The sequence below is a fragment of the Bacillota bacterium genome (assembly GCA_036504675.1).
Taxonomy (GTDB): domain Bacteria; phylum Bacillota; class Sulfobacillia; order JAJYWN01; family JAJZPE01; genus DASXUT01.
This window is the reverse complement of record DASXUT010000184.1, coordinates 1-18,802: the sequence shown is the minus strand read 5'-3', so window position 1 is coordinate 18,802 and position 18,802 is coordinate 1. Positions and strand designations below refer to the sequence as shown.

At 65.6% G+C, this 18,802-nt stretch carries 19 protein-coding genes; all 19 read left to right on the top strand.

The features are described from left to right. The coding region (locus VGL40_14455) for an EamA family transporter (protein HEY3316463.1) at positions 1-709 on the top strand (709 nt) is incomplete at its 5' end. A gap of 49 nt (positions 710-758) precedes the next feature. Further along, complete coding sequence (locus tag VGL40_14450) at positions 759-1,499, top strand: DUF72 domain-containing protein (protein HEY3316462.1); 741 nt, start codon at positions 759-761, stop codon at positions 1,497-1,499. 86 nt (positions 1,500-1,585) lie between these two features. Then, positions 1,586-2,200 (top strand): TetR/AcrR family transcriptional regulator, encoded by a 615-nt coding sequence (locus tag VGL40_14445; GenBank protein HEY3316461.1) that lies wholly within the window; start codon positions 1,586-1,588, stop codon positions 2,198-2,200. 1 nt (position 2,201) lies between these two features. Then, positions 2,202-2,939, top strand: coding sequence for an ABC transporter ATP-binding protein (locus VGL40_14440; protein ID HEY3316460.1), 738 nt, complete (start codon positions 2,202-2,204; stop codon positions 2,937-2,939). Next, positions 2,936-4,087, top strand: coding sequence for an ABC transporter permease (locus VGL40_14435; GenBank protein ID HEY3316459.1), 1,152 nt, complete (start codon positions 2,936-2,938; stop codon positions 4,085-4,087). Before VGL40_14440 ends, VGL40_14435 begins: the two co-directional genes overlap by 4 nt. A 203-nt stretch (positions 4,088-4,290) precedes the next feature. Further along, a complete protein-coding gene (locus tag VGL40_14430; GenBank protein HEY3316458.1) occupies positions 4,291-5,709 on the top strand; it encodes a sigma 54-interacting transcriptional regulator in 1,419 nt (472 codons plus the stop codon). 398 nt (positions 5,710-6,107) lie between these two features. Then, on the top strand, positions 6,108-7,286 hold the full coding sequence (locus VGL40_14425) for an ABC transporter substrate-binding protein (protein HEY3316457.1): 1,179 nt from the start codon (positions 6,108-6,110) through the stop codon (positions 7,284-7,286). A 92-nt stretch (positions 7,287-7,378) separates the two neighbouring features. Next, entirely contained in the window at positions 7,379-8,257 is an 879-nt protein-coding gene (locus tag VGL40_14420; GenBank protein ID HEY3316456.1) for a branched-chain amino acid ABC transporter permease, read from the top strand. A gap of 43 nt (positions 8,258-8,300) precedes the next feature. Beyond that, positions 8,301-9,212, top strand: coding sequence for a branched-chain amino acid ABC transporter permease (locus VGL40_14415; GenBank protein HEY3316455.1), 912 nt, complete (start codon positions 8,301-8,303; stop codon positions 9,210-9,212). Next, complete coding sequence (locus VGL40_14410) at positions 9,205-9,990, top strand: ABC transporter ATP-binding protein (protein HEY3316454.1); 786 nt, start codon at positions 9,205-9,207, stop codon at positions 9,988-9,990. The genes VGL40_14415 and VGL40_14410 overlap by 8 nt, the downstream gene beginning before the upstream one ends. Further along, a complete protein-coding gene (locus tag VGL40_14405; GenBank protein HEY3316453.1) occupies positions 9,990-10,703 on the top strand; it encodes an ABC transporter ATP-binding protein in 714 nt (237 codons plus the stop codon). The genes VGL40_14410 and VGL40_14405 overlap by 1 nt, the downstream gene beginning before the upstream one ends. A 53-nt stretch (positions 10,704-10,756) precedes the next feature. Continuing rightward, a complete protein-coding gene (locus VGL40_14400) occupies positions 10,757-11,911 on the top strand; it encodes a 4Fe-4S binding protein (GenBank protein HEY3316452.1) in 1,155 nt (384 codons plus the stop codon). A 58-nt stretch (positions 11,912-11,969) separates the two neighbouring features. Next, positions 11,970-13,205: a pyruvate carboxyltransferase gene (locus tag VGL40_14395; protein ID HEY3316451.1), complete on the top strand. Its 1,236-nt coding sequence runs from the start codon at positions 11,970-11,972 to the stop codon at positions 13,203-13,205. 75 nt (positions 13,206-13,280) lie between these two features. After that, positions 13,281-13,754, top strand: a complete 474-nt coding sequence (locus VGL40_14390; GenBank protein ID HEY3316450.1) for a cupin domain-containing protein — start codon at positions 13,281-13,283, stop codon at positions 13,752-13,754. After that, entirely contained in the window at positions 13,751-14,983 is a 1,233-nt protein-coding gene (locus VGL40_14385) for a DUF362 domain-containing protein (protein ID HEY3316449.1), read from the top strand. Before VGL40_14390 ends, VGL40_14385 begins: the two co-directional genes overlap by 4 nt. Beyond that, the gene (locus VGL40_14380) at positions 14,973-16,022 is read left to right on the top strand and encodes an alcohol dehydrogenase catalytic domain-containing protein (protein HEY3316448.1); all 1,050 of its coding nucleotides are present in this window, start codon (positions 14,973-14,975) and stop codon (positions 16,020-16,022) included. The genes VGL40_14385 and VGL40_14380 overlap by 11 nt, the downstream gene beginning before the upstream one ends. A gap of 69 nt (positions 16,023-16,091) precedes the next feature. Further along, a complete protein-coding gene (gene ilvD, locus VGL40_14375; GenBank protein HEY3316447.1) occupies positions 16,092-17,771 on the top strand; it encodes a dihydroxy-acid dehydratase in 1,680 nt (559 codons plus the stop codon). A 54-nt stretch (positions 17,772-17,825) separates the two neighbouring features. Continuing rightward, positions 17,826-18,485, top strand: coding sequence for a cyclase family protein (locus tag VGL40_14370; GenBank protein ID HEY3316446.1), 660 nt, complete (start codon positions 17,826-17,828; stop codon positions 18,483-18,485). Positions 18,486-18,509: 24 nt separating this feature from the next. Next, a partial coding sequence (locus VGL40_14365; GenBank protein ID HEY3316445.1) for an acyl-CoA dehydrogenase family protein occupies positions 18,510-18,802 on the top strand: 293 nt, incomplete at its 3' end.

Sequence of the window (18,802 nt, the reverse complement as noted above, 5' to 3'; positions counted from 1 at the left end):
GCTGGGGGTGACCATCTTCTACTGGCTCCAGTACACCGGGGTCAGTTACACGACGGCCACCAACGTCTCCCTGCTGGTCACCTTGAGTCCGATCTGGACGACCCTTTTCTCTCGGCGGGTCCTGGGTGAACGACTCGCCCGCAAGCAACTGGTCGGCATCGCCGGGGCCTTTATCGGAGCCCTGCTGGTCGTCAGTCGGGGCCGGCTGGACCTGGCCACCTCCCGCAACGACGCGATCGGCGCCCTCTTCATCCTGGCCAACACGCTGGCCTGGGCCGGTTACACCGTCCTCGGGAAGCGGGCCATCGAGACGAGGCCGGCTTTCTTCGTCACGGCCTGGGCCTCATTGCTCGGGCTGGCGATGATGGTGCCGCCCTTGGTCTGGACCGGTGGGCTGCGGTCGGGGTTCCACCTCACCCCGGGGACCTGGGTGGCTGTGATCTATCTGGGGATCGTCTGCACCGCGGTGGGCTATTCCCTGTGGTACTACGCCCTTCAGTCGGTCACGGCCAGCGTCGCCTCGACCTCTGTCTACCTCGAACCGTTGGTCACGGCGATCCTGGCCATGGCCATCCTCGGTGAGCGCCTCCATACGTTCACGGTCATCGGCGGCGTGGCCATCGTCGCCGGCATCTGGACGGTCAACTCGCCTCCTGCCCGCGGCCGAGCGGGGATAGAGCTCGGTCGGGGTTCAGCCGGTCGGGCCTAGACCGGGCATAATAGGCTCCGCCGGGCGCTTCGATCCGGCGGAGGTGGGCATGGGCCGGCTCTTCCTGGGGACCTCGGGGTTCAGTTACGATGAGTGGGTGGGGGCCTTTTACCCACCCGGGACGAGCAGCCAGGGCCGGCTCGCCTTCTATGCTGAGCGCTTCAACAGCGTTGAGATAAACTCGACCTTCTACCGGTTTCCCACGGCGGACATGCTCGGCCGATGGCGTGGGGAAACGCCTTCCGGCTTTTCTTTTTCCTTCAAGGCCGGGTCGAAGATCACCCACCGCCTGCGGCTCGCCGGGGCAGAGCGGGAGGCGGCCGACTTCTTTGACCGCCTGTCGCTCCTGGGGGACCGGCTCGGGGCGGTCCTCTTCCAGTTGCCACCCTATCTCAAGCGCGACGACCGTCTGGCGGCCTTCCTGGCCGCGCTTGGCCCTTCTGGTCCGCGGCTGGCCTTCGAATTCCGCCACGCCTCCTGGTACGACGAATCGACTTACGAGGCCTTGGCCGCCGCCGGCGCCGCCCTCTGCCTGGCTGACGGCACGGGCATGCCGGCCGGGACCGAGGTCAAGGCAGTCGCCCGCGATCTGACCGGCTCAGCGGGGTTTGCCTACCTGAGGCTGAGAGGGCAGGATTACTCGCCGGCCGACCTAGGGACTTGGGCTGACTTCGTCGCCGGACTCCTTGGCTCGGCCGACGTCTGCGCTTACTTCAAGCACGAGGAAGAGGCTCGCGGCATCGATTACGCGGTCGAGTTCGGGCGGTTGGTGGGGGGCGGGCCCTATTGACGCGCCGACGACTTTGTCTTATGCTTTGATTAAACGTTTGATTAAGGGAAGACAAGCCCCAGGAGGAACGAGGTGACCCAGGACCGATGCCACGCCCCCCGGCCATGTTCCCCGAAAAGCGGGCCGCCATCATCGAGGCGGCCATGAAGGTCTTCGCCGAGAAGGGCTATCGGGGGGCCACCAGCCGGGGCATCGCCGAAGCGGCCGGGATCACCCCCGGCACGATCTACTGGTACTTCAAGAATAAAGAAGATCTCTTCCGCGCGGTGATTCGGGAGCGCAGCCCGATCCCGAAGATCATGGCTCAGGTGGCCGACCCCGACCGCCCACCGGAAGAAGTCATCCCCGAACTGATGGACAATTACCTTCGGGGAATCGAGGAAGGGGTGGCCGTCTACGCCTTCCGGATCGTCCTCAGTGAGGCCGGACACCACCCGGAACTCACCGCCATCATCCGCGAGGAAATCGCCGGCCGGCTCATCGCCGGGATCGCCGGCTACCTTGAGGAGCAGGTGAAGCGGGGGCGGATCCGGCCGATGAACCTGACCTTCCTGGCCATGCTGGTGATGGGGCCGCTGCTCCTGTCGGGCATCGCCCGTTTCGTCCTCGGTCTCGATTTCGGCCCCGGGACGCGCCAGGAACTGGTCAAGACGGCATCTCAGGCGATCCTCTACGGGATCGTCCGCAAGGAGGGCAAGTGACATGGAGTTGACGGCGCAGGTGGTCGGGCTCAGTAAGAGCTTCGGCCGGGTTCGGGCCATCGACCGCCTGGACCTCGAGGTCCCCCGGGGCCAGACCTTCGGGTTGATCGGACCGAACGGCTCGGGCAAGACGACCCTCATCCGGATCCTGGCCGGTCTGGTGTCGCCGACCTCGGGCGAAGCCAGGGTCTTCGGGCGGCGGATGCCGGACCGCTCGGTGGCGCGGCGCATCGGTTACATGACCCAGCAGGAGGCGCTCTACGCCGACCTGACCGCGGCCGAGAACCTGCAGTTCTTCACGGCCTTGTACGGCCTGACGGGGAAGAAGGCCCGCCGTCGGATCGATGAGGTCCTCGGCCTTGTTGAGCTGCGGGAGGCGGCCGGCCGGCCGGTCGAGACCTTCAGCGGGGGCATGAAGCAACGGCTGTCGCTGGCCATCGCCCTCGTCCATCAACCTCCCCTGCTGCTGCTGGACGAACCGACCGTCGGCGTCGACCCGGAATTGCGCCGCACCTTTTGGCGGCACTTCAAGGGCTTGGCCGGCCAGGGCGCGTCCTTGATCATCTCCACCCATCACCTCGACGAGGCGGAGAGGTGCGACCGGGTGGCCCTCATCCGGCAGGGGCGGCTCTTGGCCATGGGCCGTCCCGATGACCTCAAAGAACGGGCCGGCCGGACGACCCTCGAGGAGACGTTCCTGTACTTCGCCGACGCGCAGGGGGAGGGAGTCAAGAAGTGAACCTCATCGTCGTTTGGGCGGTGGTCAAGCGGATCGTCCGGCAGTTCGGCCGGGACAAGCGGACGATGGGCCTGATCTTCGTCGTCCCGGTGGCCGTCCTCTCGCTGTTGGTCTGGATGCTGCGGTCGCCCCTGGCCACGCCGAAGGTCGCCGTGGTCTCCCCCAACCCGGAGGTCAAGAGGTTGGCCTCGACCACCCTGGCCGAGGGCGGCCAGATCGAGCTGGTCGATCTCGGTTCGGCGGACTACCGAGAGGCGGTCAAGGACGGGACCATCAAGGCCGCCTACGTCATCCCCGGGGACGTCCTGACGTCAATGGCTCAAGGGCGGGCGCCCAAGATCGACGTCCTCGTCCAGGGGACCAACCCCGGCCTGACCCGGCTGGCCGAGGCCATGTCGGGAAGGATCGTGCAGGCCCTCCTGCCGGCCGTGCCGCGGCCGGCCCAGACCATCCCATCGGCCGGCCCGAACGCCGCGCCGGCCGCCGTCGCCCCGTCGGCGCCGGTCAAGCCGGTGGTCGAAACGGAGTACCTATACGGGGGGGCCGATTTCACCTCCATCGACCTGATGGCCCCGTCATTCATCGGCTTCTTCGCCTTCTTCTTCGTCTTCCTGTTGACCTCGGTGTCCTTCCTCCGTGAGCGGACTCAGGGGACGATGGTCCGGCTGTTCGCCTCACCGATGAAGCCGGCCGAGATGATCCTCGGCTACACCCTCGGTTTTACCATCTTCTCACTGGTCCAGTCGGCCCTCGTCCTCTTGTTCGTCATCTATGTCCTCAAGGTCCACTACGTCGGCAATGTCGCCGTGGTCTTCCTGGTTGAGGTGATCCTGACCATCGGCGCCGTCAACTTGGGGATCTTCCTGTCCACCTTCGCCAAGAACGAGCTGCAGGTGGTTCAGTTCATCCCGCTGGTCATCATCCCGCAGGTCCTCCTGTCCGGGATGCTCTTTGCCCTGGAGGACATGGCCCCGGTCCTCCGTGGGCTGGCCCACGCCATGCCCCTGACCTACGCCAATCAGGCGATGAAGGACGTCATGGTCAAAGGCTTCGGGCTCTTCAGCGTCTGGCCGTCCCTGGCCATCCTGGCCGGTTTCTGCGTCTTCTTCACCATCCTCGGTTCGATGACCGCCAGGCGGGGGGCCTGAGCAACGAGCAGGCAGATTCTCCCAAGAGTGTCTTAGGAATCCGACATTACCTGTCGTTTGCAGCCGACACTTGAAAGGAAAGGGACCGGCACCCGGCGAAGTCATCCTCTGACAAGCGCCGGATGCTGGCCTTTTCATTTCTACGAGCGAGGCTGTCAAGCAGACGGCGAGGCAATCTTCGCGCCCGCGGGAGGAGATTTAGCATGGCCCCTCGTCACCGCCCAGACCCCATCAAGGCCGAGCTGCAGGCGGCCCAGGCCAAGAGCCAGTTCCTCGAAGCGGTCATGGACAGCTCGTACGAAGGCGTCGTCGTGGTCGACCGGGAAGGCCGGATCATCATGATCAACCGGGCCTACGCCGACTTCCTCGGCAAGGAACCCCAGGACCTGATCGGCCGGCACGTCACCGAGATCATCGACAACACGCGCCTCCACCAGGTCGCCCAGACGGGGATCCCGGAGATCTCCGTCGTCCAGCGGATCAAAGGGCAGAACATCCTGGGGCATCGGATCCCCATCCGGCTGAACGGGAAGGTCATCGGGGCCTTGGGGCAGTTGGTCTTCCAGCGCACCGAAGAAATCAAGGGACTGGTCGGCCGGCTCAACCTCCTCGAGGATCGGATCCAGTTCTACGAGACGCAGTTGCAGGACATCCTGGGGGCTCGCTTCACCCTGGACGACGTCCACGGGCAGAGCGAGGCCATCCGCGAGGCCAAGAAAGTGGCCTTGAAGGCGGCGCGGGGCGACTCCACCGTCCTCATCCTCGGCGAGAGCGGGGTGGGGAAGGAGATCTTCGCCCATGCCATTCACCGCGTCGGGGGACGGGCCCGCGGTCCCTTCGTCAAGGTCAATTGCGCCGCCATCCCCGAGCAGTTGCTGGAGTCTGAGCTCTTCGGCTATGAACCGGGGGCCTTCACCGGGGCCGTCAAGAGCGGCAAGCCGGGCAAATTCGAGCTGGCCGAGCACGGGACGATCTTCCTCGACGAGGTCGGGGACATGTCGCCCAGTATGCAGGCCAAGCTCCTCAGGACCCTGCAGGAAAGGGAGATCGAGCGGGTCGGGGGGGTCAAGCCGATCCCGGTCGACGTCCGGGTCATCGCCGCCACCAATCGCGACCTCAAGGCCCTGGTGGCCGAAGGAACCTTTCGGGCCGACCTCTACTACCGGCTGAACGTCGTTTCCATCGTCGTCCCGCCCCTCCGGGAACGGCTCGGCGACATCCCGGAGATCATCCAAAGGCACATGGCCAAGGTCTGCAATGAACTCCAGGTGCCTCTGAGGCACTTCTCCCCGGCGGCCATGGCGGCCATCAGCGCTTACGCCTGGCCGGGGAACATCCGTGAGCTCCTCAACGTCATCGAACGGGCGGTGAACCTGGCCGAGGGGGAGGTCATCGCCCTGGAAGACCTCCCCCCCGCGCTCCGGTCGGCGACCGGCCGGGGCGAGGCCGGTCCCTTCTTCGAAGGCACCCTGGCCGAGGCGGTCGCCAAGGCCGAACGGGAGGCTATCACCCAGGCCGTCGAGGCGGCCGGGGGGAACAAGGTGAAAGCTGCCCGTCGCCTCGGCATTCACCGCTCGACCCTCTATGAAAAAATGGGACAATTCGGACTTGCCAAGCGATAGGACGTCGCTCTGAACCGACATGTCGGAGAAGCCAGACAACAGCTGAATGGTAGACGCGCCCCGGTTTCCGGCCTCATCGAGCGGGCTCTGTCGGTCAGAACCGACACCCGCGGACAGGGTGATGCGGGGAGGAGCGGACAAGCCCCTCCGCGACGGCCTTTCTTGTTCTCCCGTGCCGTGGCATAGGTCTTGCTACATGTGAAAGATGGCACAAGAGCCCACGACTGCTCGCGCCTCGGTCATCAGGCTTGGTTTGGTTCCGATTTGTCGGTTTCTCTTGGCCGCAGGAATCGAGGGGGTGGTCTCCCAGAATCCAAAGGTTGCCTGACTCGCTCCGTTCCGGAACGAACCAAGAGGCAAGTGACCGTAAGCAAGTCGACTAATGAGGAGGATGGAAGGTGCGGAAGAGCCTAGCTCTGCTTCTGACCGTGGTCATGCTGGCGTCGGTGGCCGTCTTCGCCACCGCGTGCAGCAGTGGGTCAAGTGAGATCCTGATCGGCAACATCCAGGACCTGTCTGGCCCGAATAAGGCCTTTGGCTTGGCCATGACCAACGCCGCCCAGATGTATACGGAGAAGCTCAACGCCGCCGGTGGCATCAACGGGAAAAAGGTTCGGATCATCAGCTACGACACCAAATCCGAAGTCAACGAAGCCATCAACGCATACAACCGCTTGGTTGATCAAGACAAGGTCCTGGCCGTCCTCGGTCCGCCCATCGCCAACATGGGCATCGCCCTCGCGCCCATCTCCGACACGAAGAAGGTCCCCATCGTCGGCCTCTTCATGGACGAGAAGGCGACCACCGACGCGAAGACCGGCAAGCCATACGCCTATATGTTCCTGGGTCAGAACTCTGCCGGCACCCAGGCCCGGATCATCGCGGAGTACGCCATCAAGGAACTGAAGCTGACGAAGTTCGCCATCCTCTACAACCAGCAGAACGCCTACTCGGTCTCCCTGGCGGAACCGTTCATCGCCTACGTTACTGCCCACGGCGGGACGATCCTCGATAAGGAGACCTTCCTGACCGCCGACAAGGACTACAAGACCCAGTTGACCAAGATCAAGAACGCCAAGCCCGAAGCGATCTACATGCCGAACTACCCGCAGGAGATCCCGCTCACCCTGCAGCAGGCCTACGAGCTCGGGATCAAGGCGACCATCCTCGGAGACAACTCCTACATCCCCTTTGCCACCTCGAGCAACACCGACCCCAAGGCCTCTGAGGGCGTCTATTTCCCGTACGGCGTCGATCCCGCCGCCGCCAACCTGAAGCAGTTCTCCGGCGAGTACCAGACCAAGTTCGGATACGCCGCCATCGCCCAGAGCTACTCCGGCTGGGACGCCTACGGCGCCCTGATCGAGGCGATCAAGCGGGCTTACGCGGCCAACAAGAAGGCCACCTCGCAGATGGTCGCCGAGGAGATGAACAAGACCAAGGCCTTTCCTGGTTACCAGGGTTCCGTGACGATTTCGTCGGACACCCATCGACCGGTCGGGCTGCCGATGGTCATCCTCCAGATGAAGGGCGGCAAACCGACCACGCTCACGAAGTACACCGAGCCGACCCAGTAAGGACACCATGTGGCACGGAACCGGGGGCGGGCCTCGCCCCCGGTTCCGGACCTCTTTAGGAGAGGGTAGCACCTATGGGAGGAACAGGTTTCTTGAGTGTTGTCATCCAGCAGGTCGTCAACGGGATCTCGCTGGGGGCGGTCTACGCCTTGATCGCGGTCGGCTTCGCCCTCGTCTTCAACGTCCTTAAGTTCTCCAACTTCTCCCACGGCGGGGTCATCGGGATCAGCGCCTACATCGGCTACCTCGGGGCCCTCTACCTCCACTTGCCCCTCATTCCGACGCTGCTCCTGGGCACCCTGGCGGGCGGCCTTGTGGCCTGCGTCGTCGAGGTCCTTGCCTTCCGGTCGATCCGGAAGAAGCGCGGCCAATTGGTCTATTTCTTCGTCACCTCAGTGACCATGCTGATGCTTCTCGAGCAGGTGCTGGTCATCTTCTTCGGGGCCTCGTTCTTCACCTACCCGGCGCTGATCAAGACGACCTACTTCACGGTGGGCGGGGTCAGCATCTCGATCCTCTACATCCTGATGATGGTCTGCGCGGCGCTCGCCTTCGGCACCCTGGCCTGGGCCCTCCGGTACACCAGGGTCGGCATCGCCATCCGGGCGGCTTCGAACGACCTCACCACCACCAACCTGATGGGCGTGAACGTAGATTTCATCGTCACCGCCACCTTCTTCGTCTCCGGCCTGTTGGCCGGCCTGTCGGGCGTGCTCCTGGGGATGGCCTACACGCTCTACCCACAGATCGGGCAACTCGTGGTCAAGGGATTCATCGCCTCGGTCCTCGGCGGCCTCGGCAGCCTGACCGGCGCGGCGATGGGTGCTCTGGCCCTTGGCATCGTTGAGGTCCTGCTGATCTCGGTGATGGGCGCCGGGCTCTCGCCGGCGGTCATCTTCGTCATCATGGTCGTCTTCCTGCTGGTTCGCCCACAGGGCTTCGCCGGCGTCAGCTTCAAGGAAAAGGCCTGACCGGAAAGACCCCATCTGAGCAACCACACTTGAGGTGGATAGCGTGTCTTACTATGTCACGGTAGGGGTTTTCACCGCCATCACCATTATCGGGGTGCTCGGGACCTTCGTCCTGACCGGCCTGACGGGCCTTTTCTCGCTGGGTCAGGCGGCCTTCATGGGCCTCGGCGCCTACGTCTCGGCCCTAGCCGTGGTCACCTTCCACGTGCCCTTCCCGCTGGCCGTGGTCCTGGCCGTCTTGGTGGCCATCGGGGTCGGCTACTTTATCGGGTCCACCACCCTGAAGATCCGTCAGGATTTCTTTGCCCTGGCCACCTTCGGCTTCGGTGAGGCCGCCCGGGCGGTGATGAATGAGTCGGTCAAGTGGACCGGCGGGGCCATGGGCTTCGCCGGGGTCCCCAAGCTGACCACGCCCTGGCTGGCGGTGGTCTCCCTGATTGTCGCGGTCTGGCTGGTCCGCAACGTTCGCTACTCCAAGTTCGGCCGGGACTGCCTGGCCATTCGGACGGACGAGTTGGCCGCCGAGGTCATGGGGATCAACGCCTTCGACCACAAACTGAAGGTCTTTCTGCTCGGCGCCGGTCTGTCGGCCTTCGCCGGGGCCCTGATGGCTTTCTTCACGACTTATGTCGAGCCGGCCATGTTTGGCTGGATGCAGTCGGCCATCTGGATCATCATGGTCTTCTTCGGTGGGCGCGACAGCCTCACCGGGGTGATCATCGGGGCGGCCACCCTCTCGGCCCTGCCGGAGGTGCTGCGGTTCGCCTCGCAATGGCGGGTCGCCATCTATTGCCTCATCATCCTGCTGATTATCAACTTCCGACCGGCGGGACTCTTCGGTCGATGGGAGTTGTCCTTGGAGACCCTTGGGCTCAAGCGGCGACCGGGCGCGGGCGGCGGCTCCGGGCGGGGCAAGCCCGAGGCGGCGAAGGGAGGCGCTCAGGCCAATGCCTGAGAAGCGGCAAACGTCCTTACTCGAGGTGAAGGGCCTCGGTAAGCGGTTCGGCGGCGTCCATGCCGTCGACGACTTCAACGCCGTCGTGGACCGTAACCGCCTGGTCGGGATAATCGGCCCGAACGGGGCGGGGAAGACCACCATCCTCAACCTCCTGTCCGGCGTCTACCCCTGCAACAGTGGAGAGATCATCTTTCAGGGCCAGAACATCGCCGGGAAGAGATCCTACGAGATCGGCCGCCGGGGGATGACCCGGACCTTCCAGAACATCAGGCTCTTCGCCGATATGAGCGTCCTCGATAACGTCAAGATCGCCTTCAGCTGGCAGGCCAAGTACGGGATGCTGCAGGCGATGATCGGGTTGAAGGGGGTCGCCGCGAAGGAGAAGGAAGTCGAGGAGAAGGCCCTTCACTGGCTGGATCGGGTGGGTCTGGCCAAGCACGGCGGGGAATTCGCCGGCAGCCTTCCCTACGGCCTGCAGCGTCGGGTGGAACTGGCCCGGGCCCTGGCCGGAGAGCCCAGGCTGCTGCTGCTCGATGAGCCGGCGGCCGGCCTGAACCCGGCCGAGGTCCGCGCCTTCGTCGAGCTGATCCAAGAGCTCTTCGGCGAGCTCGACCTGTCGATCATCCTCATCGAGCACCGAATGGAAGTGGTCATGCGTCTCTGCCATTGGATCTACGTTCAGGACTTCGGACGGACCATCGGCCAGGGCACGCCGGAACAGATCCGCAAGGATCCCGTCGTGATCAAGGCCTACCTCGGGGAGGAGTTCGAATGATGCTCGAGGTCAAGGACCTCCACGTGGCCTATGGCAAGATCGAGGCCCTGCACGACCTGAACCTGACCGTCCCCGGCGGGAAGGTCGTCAGCGTCATCGGTTCCAACGGGGCGGGCAAGACGACCCTCCTGAACACCATCTCCGGAATCGTCCACCCGAGGAGTGGCCAGATCCTCTTGGACGGCAAGCCGCTGCCGTCGGCCGCCCATTTGACCGTCGCCGCCGGTATCGTCCAGGTGCCGGAGGGGCGGAAGGTCTTCTCCTCACTGAGCGTGGACGAGAACCTGACGATGGGGGGCTACCTGGCCAAGCGGACCGAGTCGGCCAAGGTTCGCCAGTTGGTCTACGAGATGTTCCCCATCCTGAAGCAGCGGGCCGGCCAAGCCGCCGGGACCCTCTCCGGCGGCGAGCAGCAGATGCTGGCCATCGGGCGCGGGATGATGTCGTCGCCGCGGATCATGCTCCTCGATGAACCCTCGCTGGGCCTGGCCCCGAAGATCGTCAAGCAGGTCTTCGAGCTGATCCGGGAGATCAACCAGCGGGGCGTGACGATCATCCTGGTCGAGCAGAACGCCCGCAAGGCCCTGGCCGTGGCCGACCACGCCTATGTCCTCGAGAACGGCCACATCGCCCTCCAGGGGACCGGCGCCGAACTGGCCCGAAACCCCAAGGTCGAAGCGGCCTACCTGGGGGGCCAGGCGTCGGGCGCCTGATCGCCCGAACCTCACCCACCGCGCCAGATACCAAGGTCAAGGAGGCAAGCACGTTGGCAGACCTCTCTGTCGAGTTCCTCGGTTTGAAGCTCAGGAGCCCGATCATGGCCGCTTCCGCCGGGATCACCGGCAACGCCGAGCGGCTGAAGCGGGCCCAAGACCACGGGGTCGGGTCGGTGATCATGAAGACCGCCTTCCAGGAACCCCTGATGGCCAACTCCCCGACCCCGCGCTTCGCGATCATCCAGCGGAAGGCGGGGACCAACCGGTCGACCACCCTCTACTCTTACGAGCAGGGTTACGAGTACGGCATCGAGGCCTACTGCGAGGAGATTCGCAAGGCCAAGCGGTCTCTGGAGATCCCAATCATCGCCAGCATCGGCGGACTCGATGACGAGACCTGGGTCAAGTGGGGCCGGATGGTCGAGGAAGCCGGGGCCGACGCCCTGGAGCTGAACCTGTCCTGCCCCCACGGAGCCATCGTCCTGCACCAGACCAACCACATCGCCGAGGTCATCGACCACAACGTCCGGCTGATGAAGAGGACCCTTGGGATCCCGATCATCGCCAAGATGACCCCGCAGATGTCCGATCCGGCCGTGGTGGCCAGACTCGCCCAGGAGGCCGGGGCCGACGCGGTGACCATGTTCAGCCGCTTCCCCGGTCTGGACATCGACGTCAACACGGAAGAGGCGGTTCTGCACGGCGGCACCGCCGGGCACGGCGGCCCGTGGGCCATCCACTACGCGCTTTACTGGATCAACCTGGTCCATCCGGGCCTCTCCATCCCCATCAGCGGGTGCGGCGGGGTCCTGAACGGCGAGGATGTGGTCAAGTACGTCCTCGCCGGCTCGACCACCATCCAGACGGCGATGGCCATCATCATGCAGGGCTACGAGGTCATCGACCGGTTGAACCGCGAGCTCGGTGAGTGGATGGATAGGCACGGTTACGCCACCCTGGGCGATTTCCGCGGGGCCGTCAACCGCAAGGTCAAGACGATGGCCCAGGTCGCCCGGGAGAAGACCGTCCGCGCCAGGATCGACGAGGCCAAGTGCAACGGGTGCGGCCTGTGCGAGCGCGTCTGCATCTACTTTGCCATCGGCCATGACGGCAAGACCTATCGGGTCGGGGAGAAGTGCGATGGGTGTGGCCTGTGCCCGCAGCTGTGCCCACAGAACTGCATCGCGATGGTCCCCCGCGGCTAGCCGGCGTCGACGGCGAGGACCGGTCCCCAAACCCGCTCTCAAGGAGGACGACTCCGAAATGGCGAACACGCCCTGGCATACTGACCGTTGGTTCCTTAGTCCGTACAACTTCGAACCCGAGGTGGTCAAGGGGTTCAAGTTCCCGAAGCGGATCCAGTTCCACGACGTCACCCTGCGTGACGGAGAACAGCAGGCGGCCCTGGTCTTCGACGTCGACGACAAGCTCCGCATCGCCGAACGGCTGGCCGAGGCCGGCGTCCACCGCATCGAGGCCGGCATGCCGGCGGTCTCCCCGCAGGACGAGAACGCGATCAAGGAAATCGTCAAGCGGAAGTTCGGGCCAAAAGTCTTCTCCTTCGCCGGCTGCGTCATCGATGACGTCAACCGGGCCGCCGACTGCGGCGTCGACGGCGTGGTCGTCGAGATCCCCTCGTCCGACCACCTCATTCAGAAAGCCTACCAATGGCCGCTGGAGAAGGCCATGGACCTCTCGATAAAGGCCACCGCCAGAGCCCACGAACTGGGCCTCTATACGGTCTTCTTCCTGATCGACGAGAGCCGGGCGAACATCGACTGGGTCCTCGACCTCGTCGAGAATGTCGCCAAGCACGGCCATATGGACGCCCTGGCGATCGTCGACACCTTCGGCACCCTCTCCCCGCACGCCGTGCCCTGGCTGGTGGGCAAGGTCCGGTCGCGGGTCAACGTGCCCCTCGAGGCTCACTTCCACGACGACTTCGGCTTCGCCGGGGCGAACACCATCATGGCCCTGGCCTCGGGCTGCGAGGTCGCCCACACCACCGTCTCCAATGTCGGCGAACGCGCCGGCAACGCGGCTTACGAAGAAGTCGCCTCGGCCCTCCTGATGATGTACGGGATCGACACCGGGATCAAGACCGAGAAGATGGTCGACCTCTCCAGGTTCGTCCTCCGAGCCGCCAAGATGCAACAGCGGACCAATCGCGGCCTGATCGGCGACACCGTCCTCAACCTCGAGTCGGGCATCGTCTCCGGCTGGATTCGGGCCTGCGGCGCCAAGGACATGCTCGAGTACGTCCCCTATGACCCGGCCATGTTCGGCAACGCCCCCGTCGAATGCGTCCTGGGCAAGCACAGCGGGACCGAGTCGGTCAAGATCTGGCTGGACAAGATCGGCCGGACCGCCGACGACCAGCAGGTCCTGGCCATGGTTCCCCTGATCAAGCAGCGCTCGTACGAAAAGGGCGGCCTTCTGAACGAGTATGACTTCCGGGTCATCGTCGACAAGGTCTGCGGCAAGGAAGCCGGGAGGTAACGCGCCGCGCCGGCAACCGCCGGCGGCGTCCGCGCCGGGTCCATCGACGAAGAACTGGGAAAGAGGGCGAGAGCCATGGACGAACCACTGACGCGGAAAGCCAGGGTGCGTTCACCGGGTCCGGTCACGGGCGGCGTGCCGTTCATCGCCTCGGAGGCGGACGCCCCGATGGTCCCCCTGGGGGCCCAGGTGATGCAGGTCATCATGGACCCGGAGGGTGGCGGCTCGGCCAAGTTGACCATCGGCCGGGCCCACTGGCCGGCCGGCGGCTCGGGCCGGCCGCACGCCCACGAGTCTTGGGAAGAGATGTTTTACGTCCTCTCCGGCGAGGGCGAGCTGCTGGCCGGCGAGGACCGCTACGTCCTCAAACCGGGCGTGGTCGCCTGCGTCCCGGAGCGGGTCACCCATTGCGTGGCCTGGGTCGGGAAGGACGGCCTGGAGATGATCTTCCTCCTCGCCCCGGGAGTCCCGGGCCGGGTCTTGTCGCCCGCCGCGGTGGCCCGGCCGGTGGCCCGGCCGCCCAAAGCGGGAACCGGTGAGGTCCGATGAGCCGTTCCATCGTCGCCGTCACCCGGGCGGCCGACGCCTTTTCACCGGAGGGGGTCGCCGAATCGGTCAGGCGGGCCGTCGGCCTGCTCGTCGGCTGGCGGGAGAAGGCCGCCAGGGCGCGGCGGATCCTGGTCAAACCGAACCTCACCGCCGACGACGTCGGGTGGGAGACCGGGATCGTCACCAGCACCCTGGTGATCGGGGCCGTCCTCGAAGTCATGCGAGAGGTCAACCCCACCGCCGATCTCATCGTCGGGGAGGCCATCGCCGTCGGGCTCGACACGAAGAAGGCCTTCAAACGTCTCGGTCTGCGGGAAGTGGCCGACCGTCACCGGGCCCGGCTGGTCGACCTGAATGACGACGTCTTCGACTCCGTCGACGTGCCCGGGGCCACCCTGCTCAAGAGGATCCGGATCGCCCGAACCGTCCTTTCCTCCGACTTCCTGGTCGACGTCCCGGTGATGAAGACCCATGCCGGGGTCGGGATCACCGTGGCCATGAAGAACCTCAAGGGGACCATGCCGGCTCAGGAGAAGAAGCGCTTCCACAACCGCGGCCTGGTCGAGGCCATCGTGGACCTCAACCGCGTGCTCAAGCCCGACTTGATCGTGGCCGACGGCACGGTGGCGATGGAGGGCGATGGCCCGGTCGGCGGCACCCCGGCCAACTTCGGGGTGATCATGGCCGGGACCGACTGCGCCGCCGTGGACCTGGTGGCCGGTCGCCTGATGGGCTTCGCCCCCGACGAGGTCGAGACGGTCAGGAAGGCCCTCGAACTCGGCCAGGGCGTGCCCGAGGAGGACATCCAGGTGGTCGGGGAGCGGGTCGGCGACCTGGCCCGGCCGTTCAAACGGGCGGTCTTTCCCTTCACTCACCCCGACAATGTCTGCATCGTCGACGGCAAGGCCTGCACCGGTTGCCGCGAGGGGCTCCGCATCGCCCTCGACCGGGCGCAACAGACCGAGGTCCTGGCTCTCCTGCCGTATGTCCGGTTCTTCATCGGCCCGGACGCCGCCGTCTCGGCCGAGGATGGGCAGGACCCGAGCCGCAATATCCTGATCGGGAAGTGCTTGAAGAACGCCGGTCGGAAGGGTCAGGGACGATGGGTGCCAGGCTGCCCGCCGCAGATCTTCCTGATCACCGACGAGATTCGGGAACTGGCCGGCAAGCCCCGTCTTTTCGGGACGAAAGACGACTTCATCGTGGAGGACGAGGAAGATGGCCAGTAGCCAGCGTTCAACCAACACCTATCGCGCGGCCGAGATCACGGCGCCGGGCCGGGTCGATCTGAAGGCGCTGCCACGGCCCTCCCTGGGCGCGGACGAAGTCCTCATCGAGGTCAAGGCTTCGGCCATCTGCGGCAGTGACCTCCACCTCTACCGAGGCAAACACCCCGACGCCAAACTGCCGTCGGCCGTCGGCCACGAGCTGGCCGGTGACGTCGTCGAGCGGGGGAGCGCCGTGACCCGGTTCAAGCTGGGCGACCGGGTCCTGGTCGAGCCGATCATCCCCTGCGGGACCTGCCACTACTGCCGGCTCGGCGAGTACAACCGGTGCCAGAACATCAAGTACGGTTACCGCATGGGTCGAAGCGGCCTGGCTGAGTACTACGTGGCCGCGGAGCAATGGGTTCATCACCTCCCGACCGAGCTCTCGTACGCCGAAGGGGCGCTCGTCGAGCCACTGGCCGTGGCCACCCACGCCACCCGCCGGGCCGGCGTGGGACTGGGGGACAGCGTGGCCATTTTCGGGGCCGGTCCCATCGGCCTTCTGACCCTCGCCGTCTGCAAGGCCGCCGGGGCTGAACGGATCTTCATGGTCGACATCCGCCAGGACCGTCTGGCCATGGCCGCCTCACTCGAGGCGACCGAGGTCATCGACGCCCGGTTGGAGGAACCGGTCGAGTACATCCGCCAGGCCACCGGCGGGCTCGGGGTCTCGCGGACCTTCGAGGCAGTAGGGGCTCAGGGGACCCTGGTCTCGTCGTTGATGGCCCTCCGCAAGGGCGGCATCGCCACCCTGATCGGGATCTTCGAGAACCCGCAGGTCACCCTGGAGGCGCCCATCTTCGTCTCCCGGGAGATCGGCCTCTTGGGGTCCACCGGGTACTGTTGGGACTTCCCGACGGCCATCGGCCTCGCCCGCAAGCGGACGGTGGATCTGGCCCGGCTGATCACCCATCGATTCCCCTTGTCGGAGATTGATCGGGCGTTTGCCGCCGCGGTCGATCGCGACCTCTTGGCGGTCAAGGTCATCGTCGAGCCCTGAGTCCAGAGGTCCGGATGGAGGCGGCTCTCGCCTCGACCCAGACCGCCCACCAGGAAGGAGAGATTCGTCTTGGCCGAGGCCAAATGGCCGACCCAGGAGTACTTCACCGGCGCCGCCGGGACCCACCGGCGAGCCGTCTACAAGGCGATGGGCTATACCGACAGGGATCTGTCGCGCCCCCTCATCGCCGTGGTCAACACCTTCAGCGAGGTCTGCCCGGGGCACCATCACCTGCGCAGCGTGGTCGAACAGGTCAAGGCCGGCATCTGGCAGGCCGGTGGTTGCCCCTTCGAGTTCGGGGCCATCTCCCAGTGTGCCACCCCTGTGCTGGGGCTGCGGGGGATCAACTTCGACCTGGCCGCCCGGGACGTCCTGGCCTTCGACATCGAGACCATCGTCGAGACCCAGATGTTCGACGGCGTGGTCGCCGTCATCGCCTGCGACAAGACGGCCCCCGGGGCGTTTTTGGCCCTGGCCCGTTTGAACCTGCCGGCGGTGATCGTCCCCGGCGGGACGATGTCCCCCGGCTACTCGGCCGGCCGGCCGGTGGTCCTGTCCGACCTCGACGAACTCATCTTCGGGGCCCTTCCGGCCGGCCGCGTCTCGCCCGAGGACGTCCTCAAGCTCGAGGACGCCGTCTGCCCGACCGATGGGGCCTGCCCCATCCTCGGGACGGCTAATACGATGCAGTGCCTCACCGAGGCATCGGGGCTGGCCCTGCCGATGGCCGGCACGGCTCCGGCCTTCAGCGGCGAGCGTCTGAGGATCGCCAAGGAATCCGGTCGCCGCGTCGTCGAGATGGTCCACGAGGGCCTCAGCCCGCGCCAGATCCTGACCGGCGAGACCCTTGCCAACATGATCCACACGCTGATGGCCCTGGGCGGGTCGACCAATGCCGTCCTCCATATCCTGGCCCTGGCCGACGAGCTCGGCCTGGGCGACCAGATCGACCTCGAGACCTTCGAGCGGGCCAGCCAGAACACGCCGTGCCTGGCCAACGTCAAGCCCAACGGGCCGTATTTCGTGACCGACTTTCACGCCCACGGCGGCCTCCCGGCGCTGATGCGCGAGATCAGGGATCGACTCAACCTCCAGGTCCCGACGGTCGCCGGGAAGACTGCCGGCGGCATCCTCGATGAATACGCGGCCAAGGAGCCGCCGGGCGGGCGCAACGATGAGGTCATCCGCCGGCGACACAACCCGGTTTACACGACGGGCGGACTGACCGTCCTTCACGGCTCGATCGCCCCTGTCGGCTCGGTGGCCCGACGCCTCGACAATACCATCCTTCACCCCGAAGGACCGGCCCGGGTCTACGACTCGCAGGAGGAGGCCCTGGCGGCCGTTCAGAGCGACCAGGTCAAGCCGGGCGAGGTCGTCGTGGTCCGCTTCGTCGGTCCCCGCGGGGCCCCGGGCATGCCGGACACCTACGCCGTCCTGGCGGCCATTGTCGGCAAGGGGCTGGAGGGGAAGGTCGGGGTGATCACCGACGGTCGCTTCTCCGGCTTCGCCCGCGGCCTCGGAGTCTGCCAGATCACCCCGGAGGCCGCCGTCGGAGGCCCGCTGGCGAAACTGCGCGACGGTGACATCATCTCCATCGACCTGCCGAGCCGCCGCCTGGACGTGGCCAACGCCGACATCGTGCTGGCCCGCCCGGCCGTCCCCAATCCGCGCCCCGTCCCCCCGGGCATCCTCGGCCTGTACGCCAGGGTCGCCGGTCCGGCCAATCGCGGCGCCAAGCTTGCCTGAAGACCCCGGCGCGCCATGCCACGCCGCATCATCCTTCTCAAGGGGGAGCAGACTTTGAAGAAGATCATCGACTTGACCCTCGACCTGACTGAGGGGATGCCCGTTTTCCCGGTCCCCTGGTATCCCAAGCCGAAGTTCGAGGCCGTCCTGACGCCCGCCCAGTGTCCCGCCGGGCGGACCGCCAGCAAGGCTCTTGTTTTCATGCATGCAGGAACTCATGTCGACGCGCCGAAACACTTCTTTTACGAGCGCGGGACGATCGAGCAGGTGCCCTTGGACGTATTGTGCGGGCCGACGACGGTCATCGACATGTACGGCAAGGGAAACCTCGAGCCGATCACCGCGGCCGACCTGGAAGGGGCGTGCCCCAAGCCGATCAAGAAGGGGAACCGGGCGATCATCCGTACCGGGTACACCGATCGGTGCTGGGGCAACGACGATTACTTCCAGGTCTCGCCGTATCTCACGCCCGATGCCGCCGGGTGGTTGGTCGATCAAGGCTTCGTCCTCGTGGCCCTCGACTTCCAGACCGACAAGCCCGGCGACGCCACATTCCCGGTTCACAAAGTCCTCCTGGGCAACGGCGTGATCATCATTGAATACCTAACCAACGTCCTCACCATCGCCAAACCACAAGTCGAAATGTACGCTCTACCCCTCCGCTTCAAGGGGCTGGAAGCCTCGCCTGCCCGGGTGGTCGTTGTGGAAGAATAGACCGCCAGGAGGGATGGGAGGAAGATGGATTTTCAGTTCGGCCAGGAACAGGAGATGTTGCGACGAGCCGCCCGTGAGTTCGCCGAGACGGAGATCGAACCCAGGGTGGCCGAGATGGAGAAGACCGGTCAGTTTCCGATGGAACTGGTCAAACCCATGGCCGAAGCGGGCTTCTTTGGAGTGACCGTCCCGACCCAGTACGGTGGGCTCGGGCTGGGTTATGTGGCCCGGCTGATCCTCCTTGAGGAGATCGGCCGGGTGTCGGCCGCCGTGGCCATGGCCCTCCAAGTCTTCCAGCTGGGCGTCGAGCCGAGGGG

Coding starts and splice junctions, on each gene's coding strand:
- VGL40_14450 (HEY3316462.1), top strand. CDS start 759: ATGGGCCGGCTCTTCCTGGGGACCTCGGGGTTCAGTTACGATGAGTGG.
- VGL40_14410 (HEY3316454.1), top strand. CDS start 9,205: ATGCCTGAGAAGCGGCAAACGTCCTTACTCGAGGTGAAGGGCCTCGGT.
- VGL40_14405 (HEY3316453.1), top strand. CDS start 9,990: ATGCTCGAGGTCAAGGACCTCCACGTGGCCTATGGCAAGATCGAGGCC.
- VGL40_14430 (HEY3316458.1), top strand. CDS start 4,291: ATGGCCCCTCGTCACCGCCCAGACCCCATCAAGGCCGAGCTGCAGGCG.
- VGL40_14385 (HEY3316449.1), top strand. CDS start 13,751: ATGAGCCGTTCCATCGTCGCCGTCACCCGGGCGGCCGACGCCTTTTCA.
- VGL40_14380 (HEY3316448.1), top strand. CDS start 14,973: ATGGCCAGTAGCCAGCGTTCAACCAACACCTATCGCGCGGCCGAGATC.
- VGL40_14440 (HEY3316460.1), top strand. CDS start 2,202: ATGGAGTTGACGGCGCAGGTGGTCGGGCTCAGTAAGAGCTTCGGCCGG.
- VGL40_14445 (HEY3316461.1), top strand. CDS start 1,586: ATGCCACGCCCCCCGGCCATGTTCCCCGAAAAGCGGGCCGCCATCATC.
- VGL40_14395 (HEY3316451.1), top strand. CDS start 11,970: ATGGCGAACACGCCCTGGCATACTGACCGTTGGTTCCTTAGTCCGTAC.
- VGL40_14390 (HEY3316450.1), top strand. CDS start 13,281: ATGGACGAACCACTGACGCGGAAAGCCAGGGTGCGTTCACCGGGTCCG.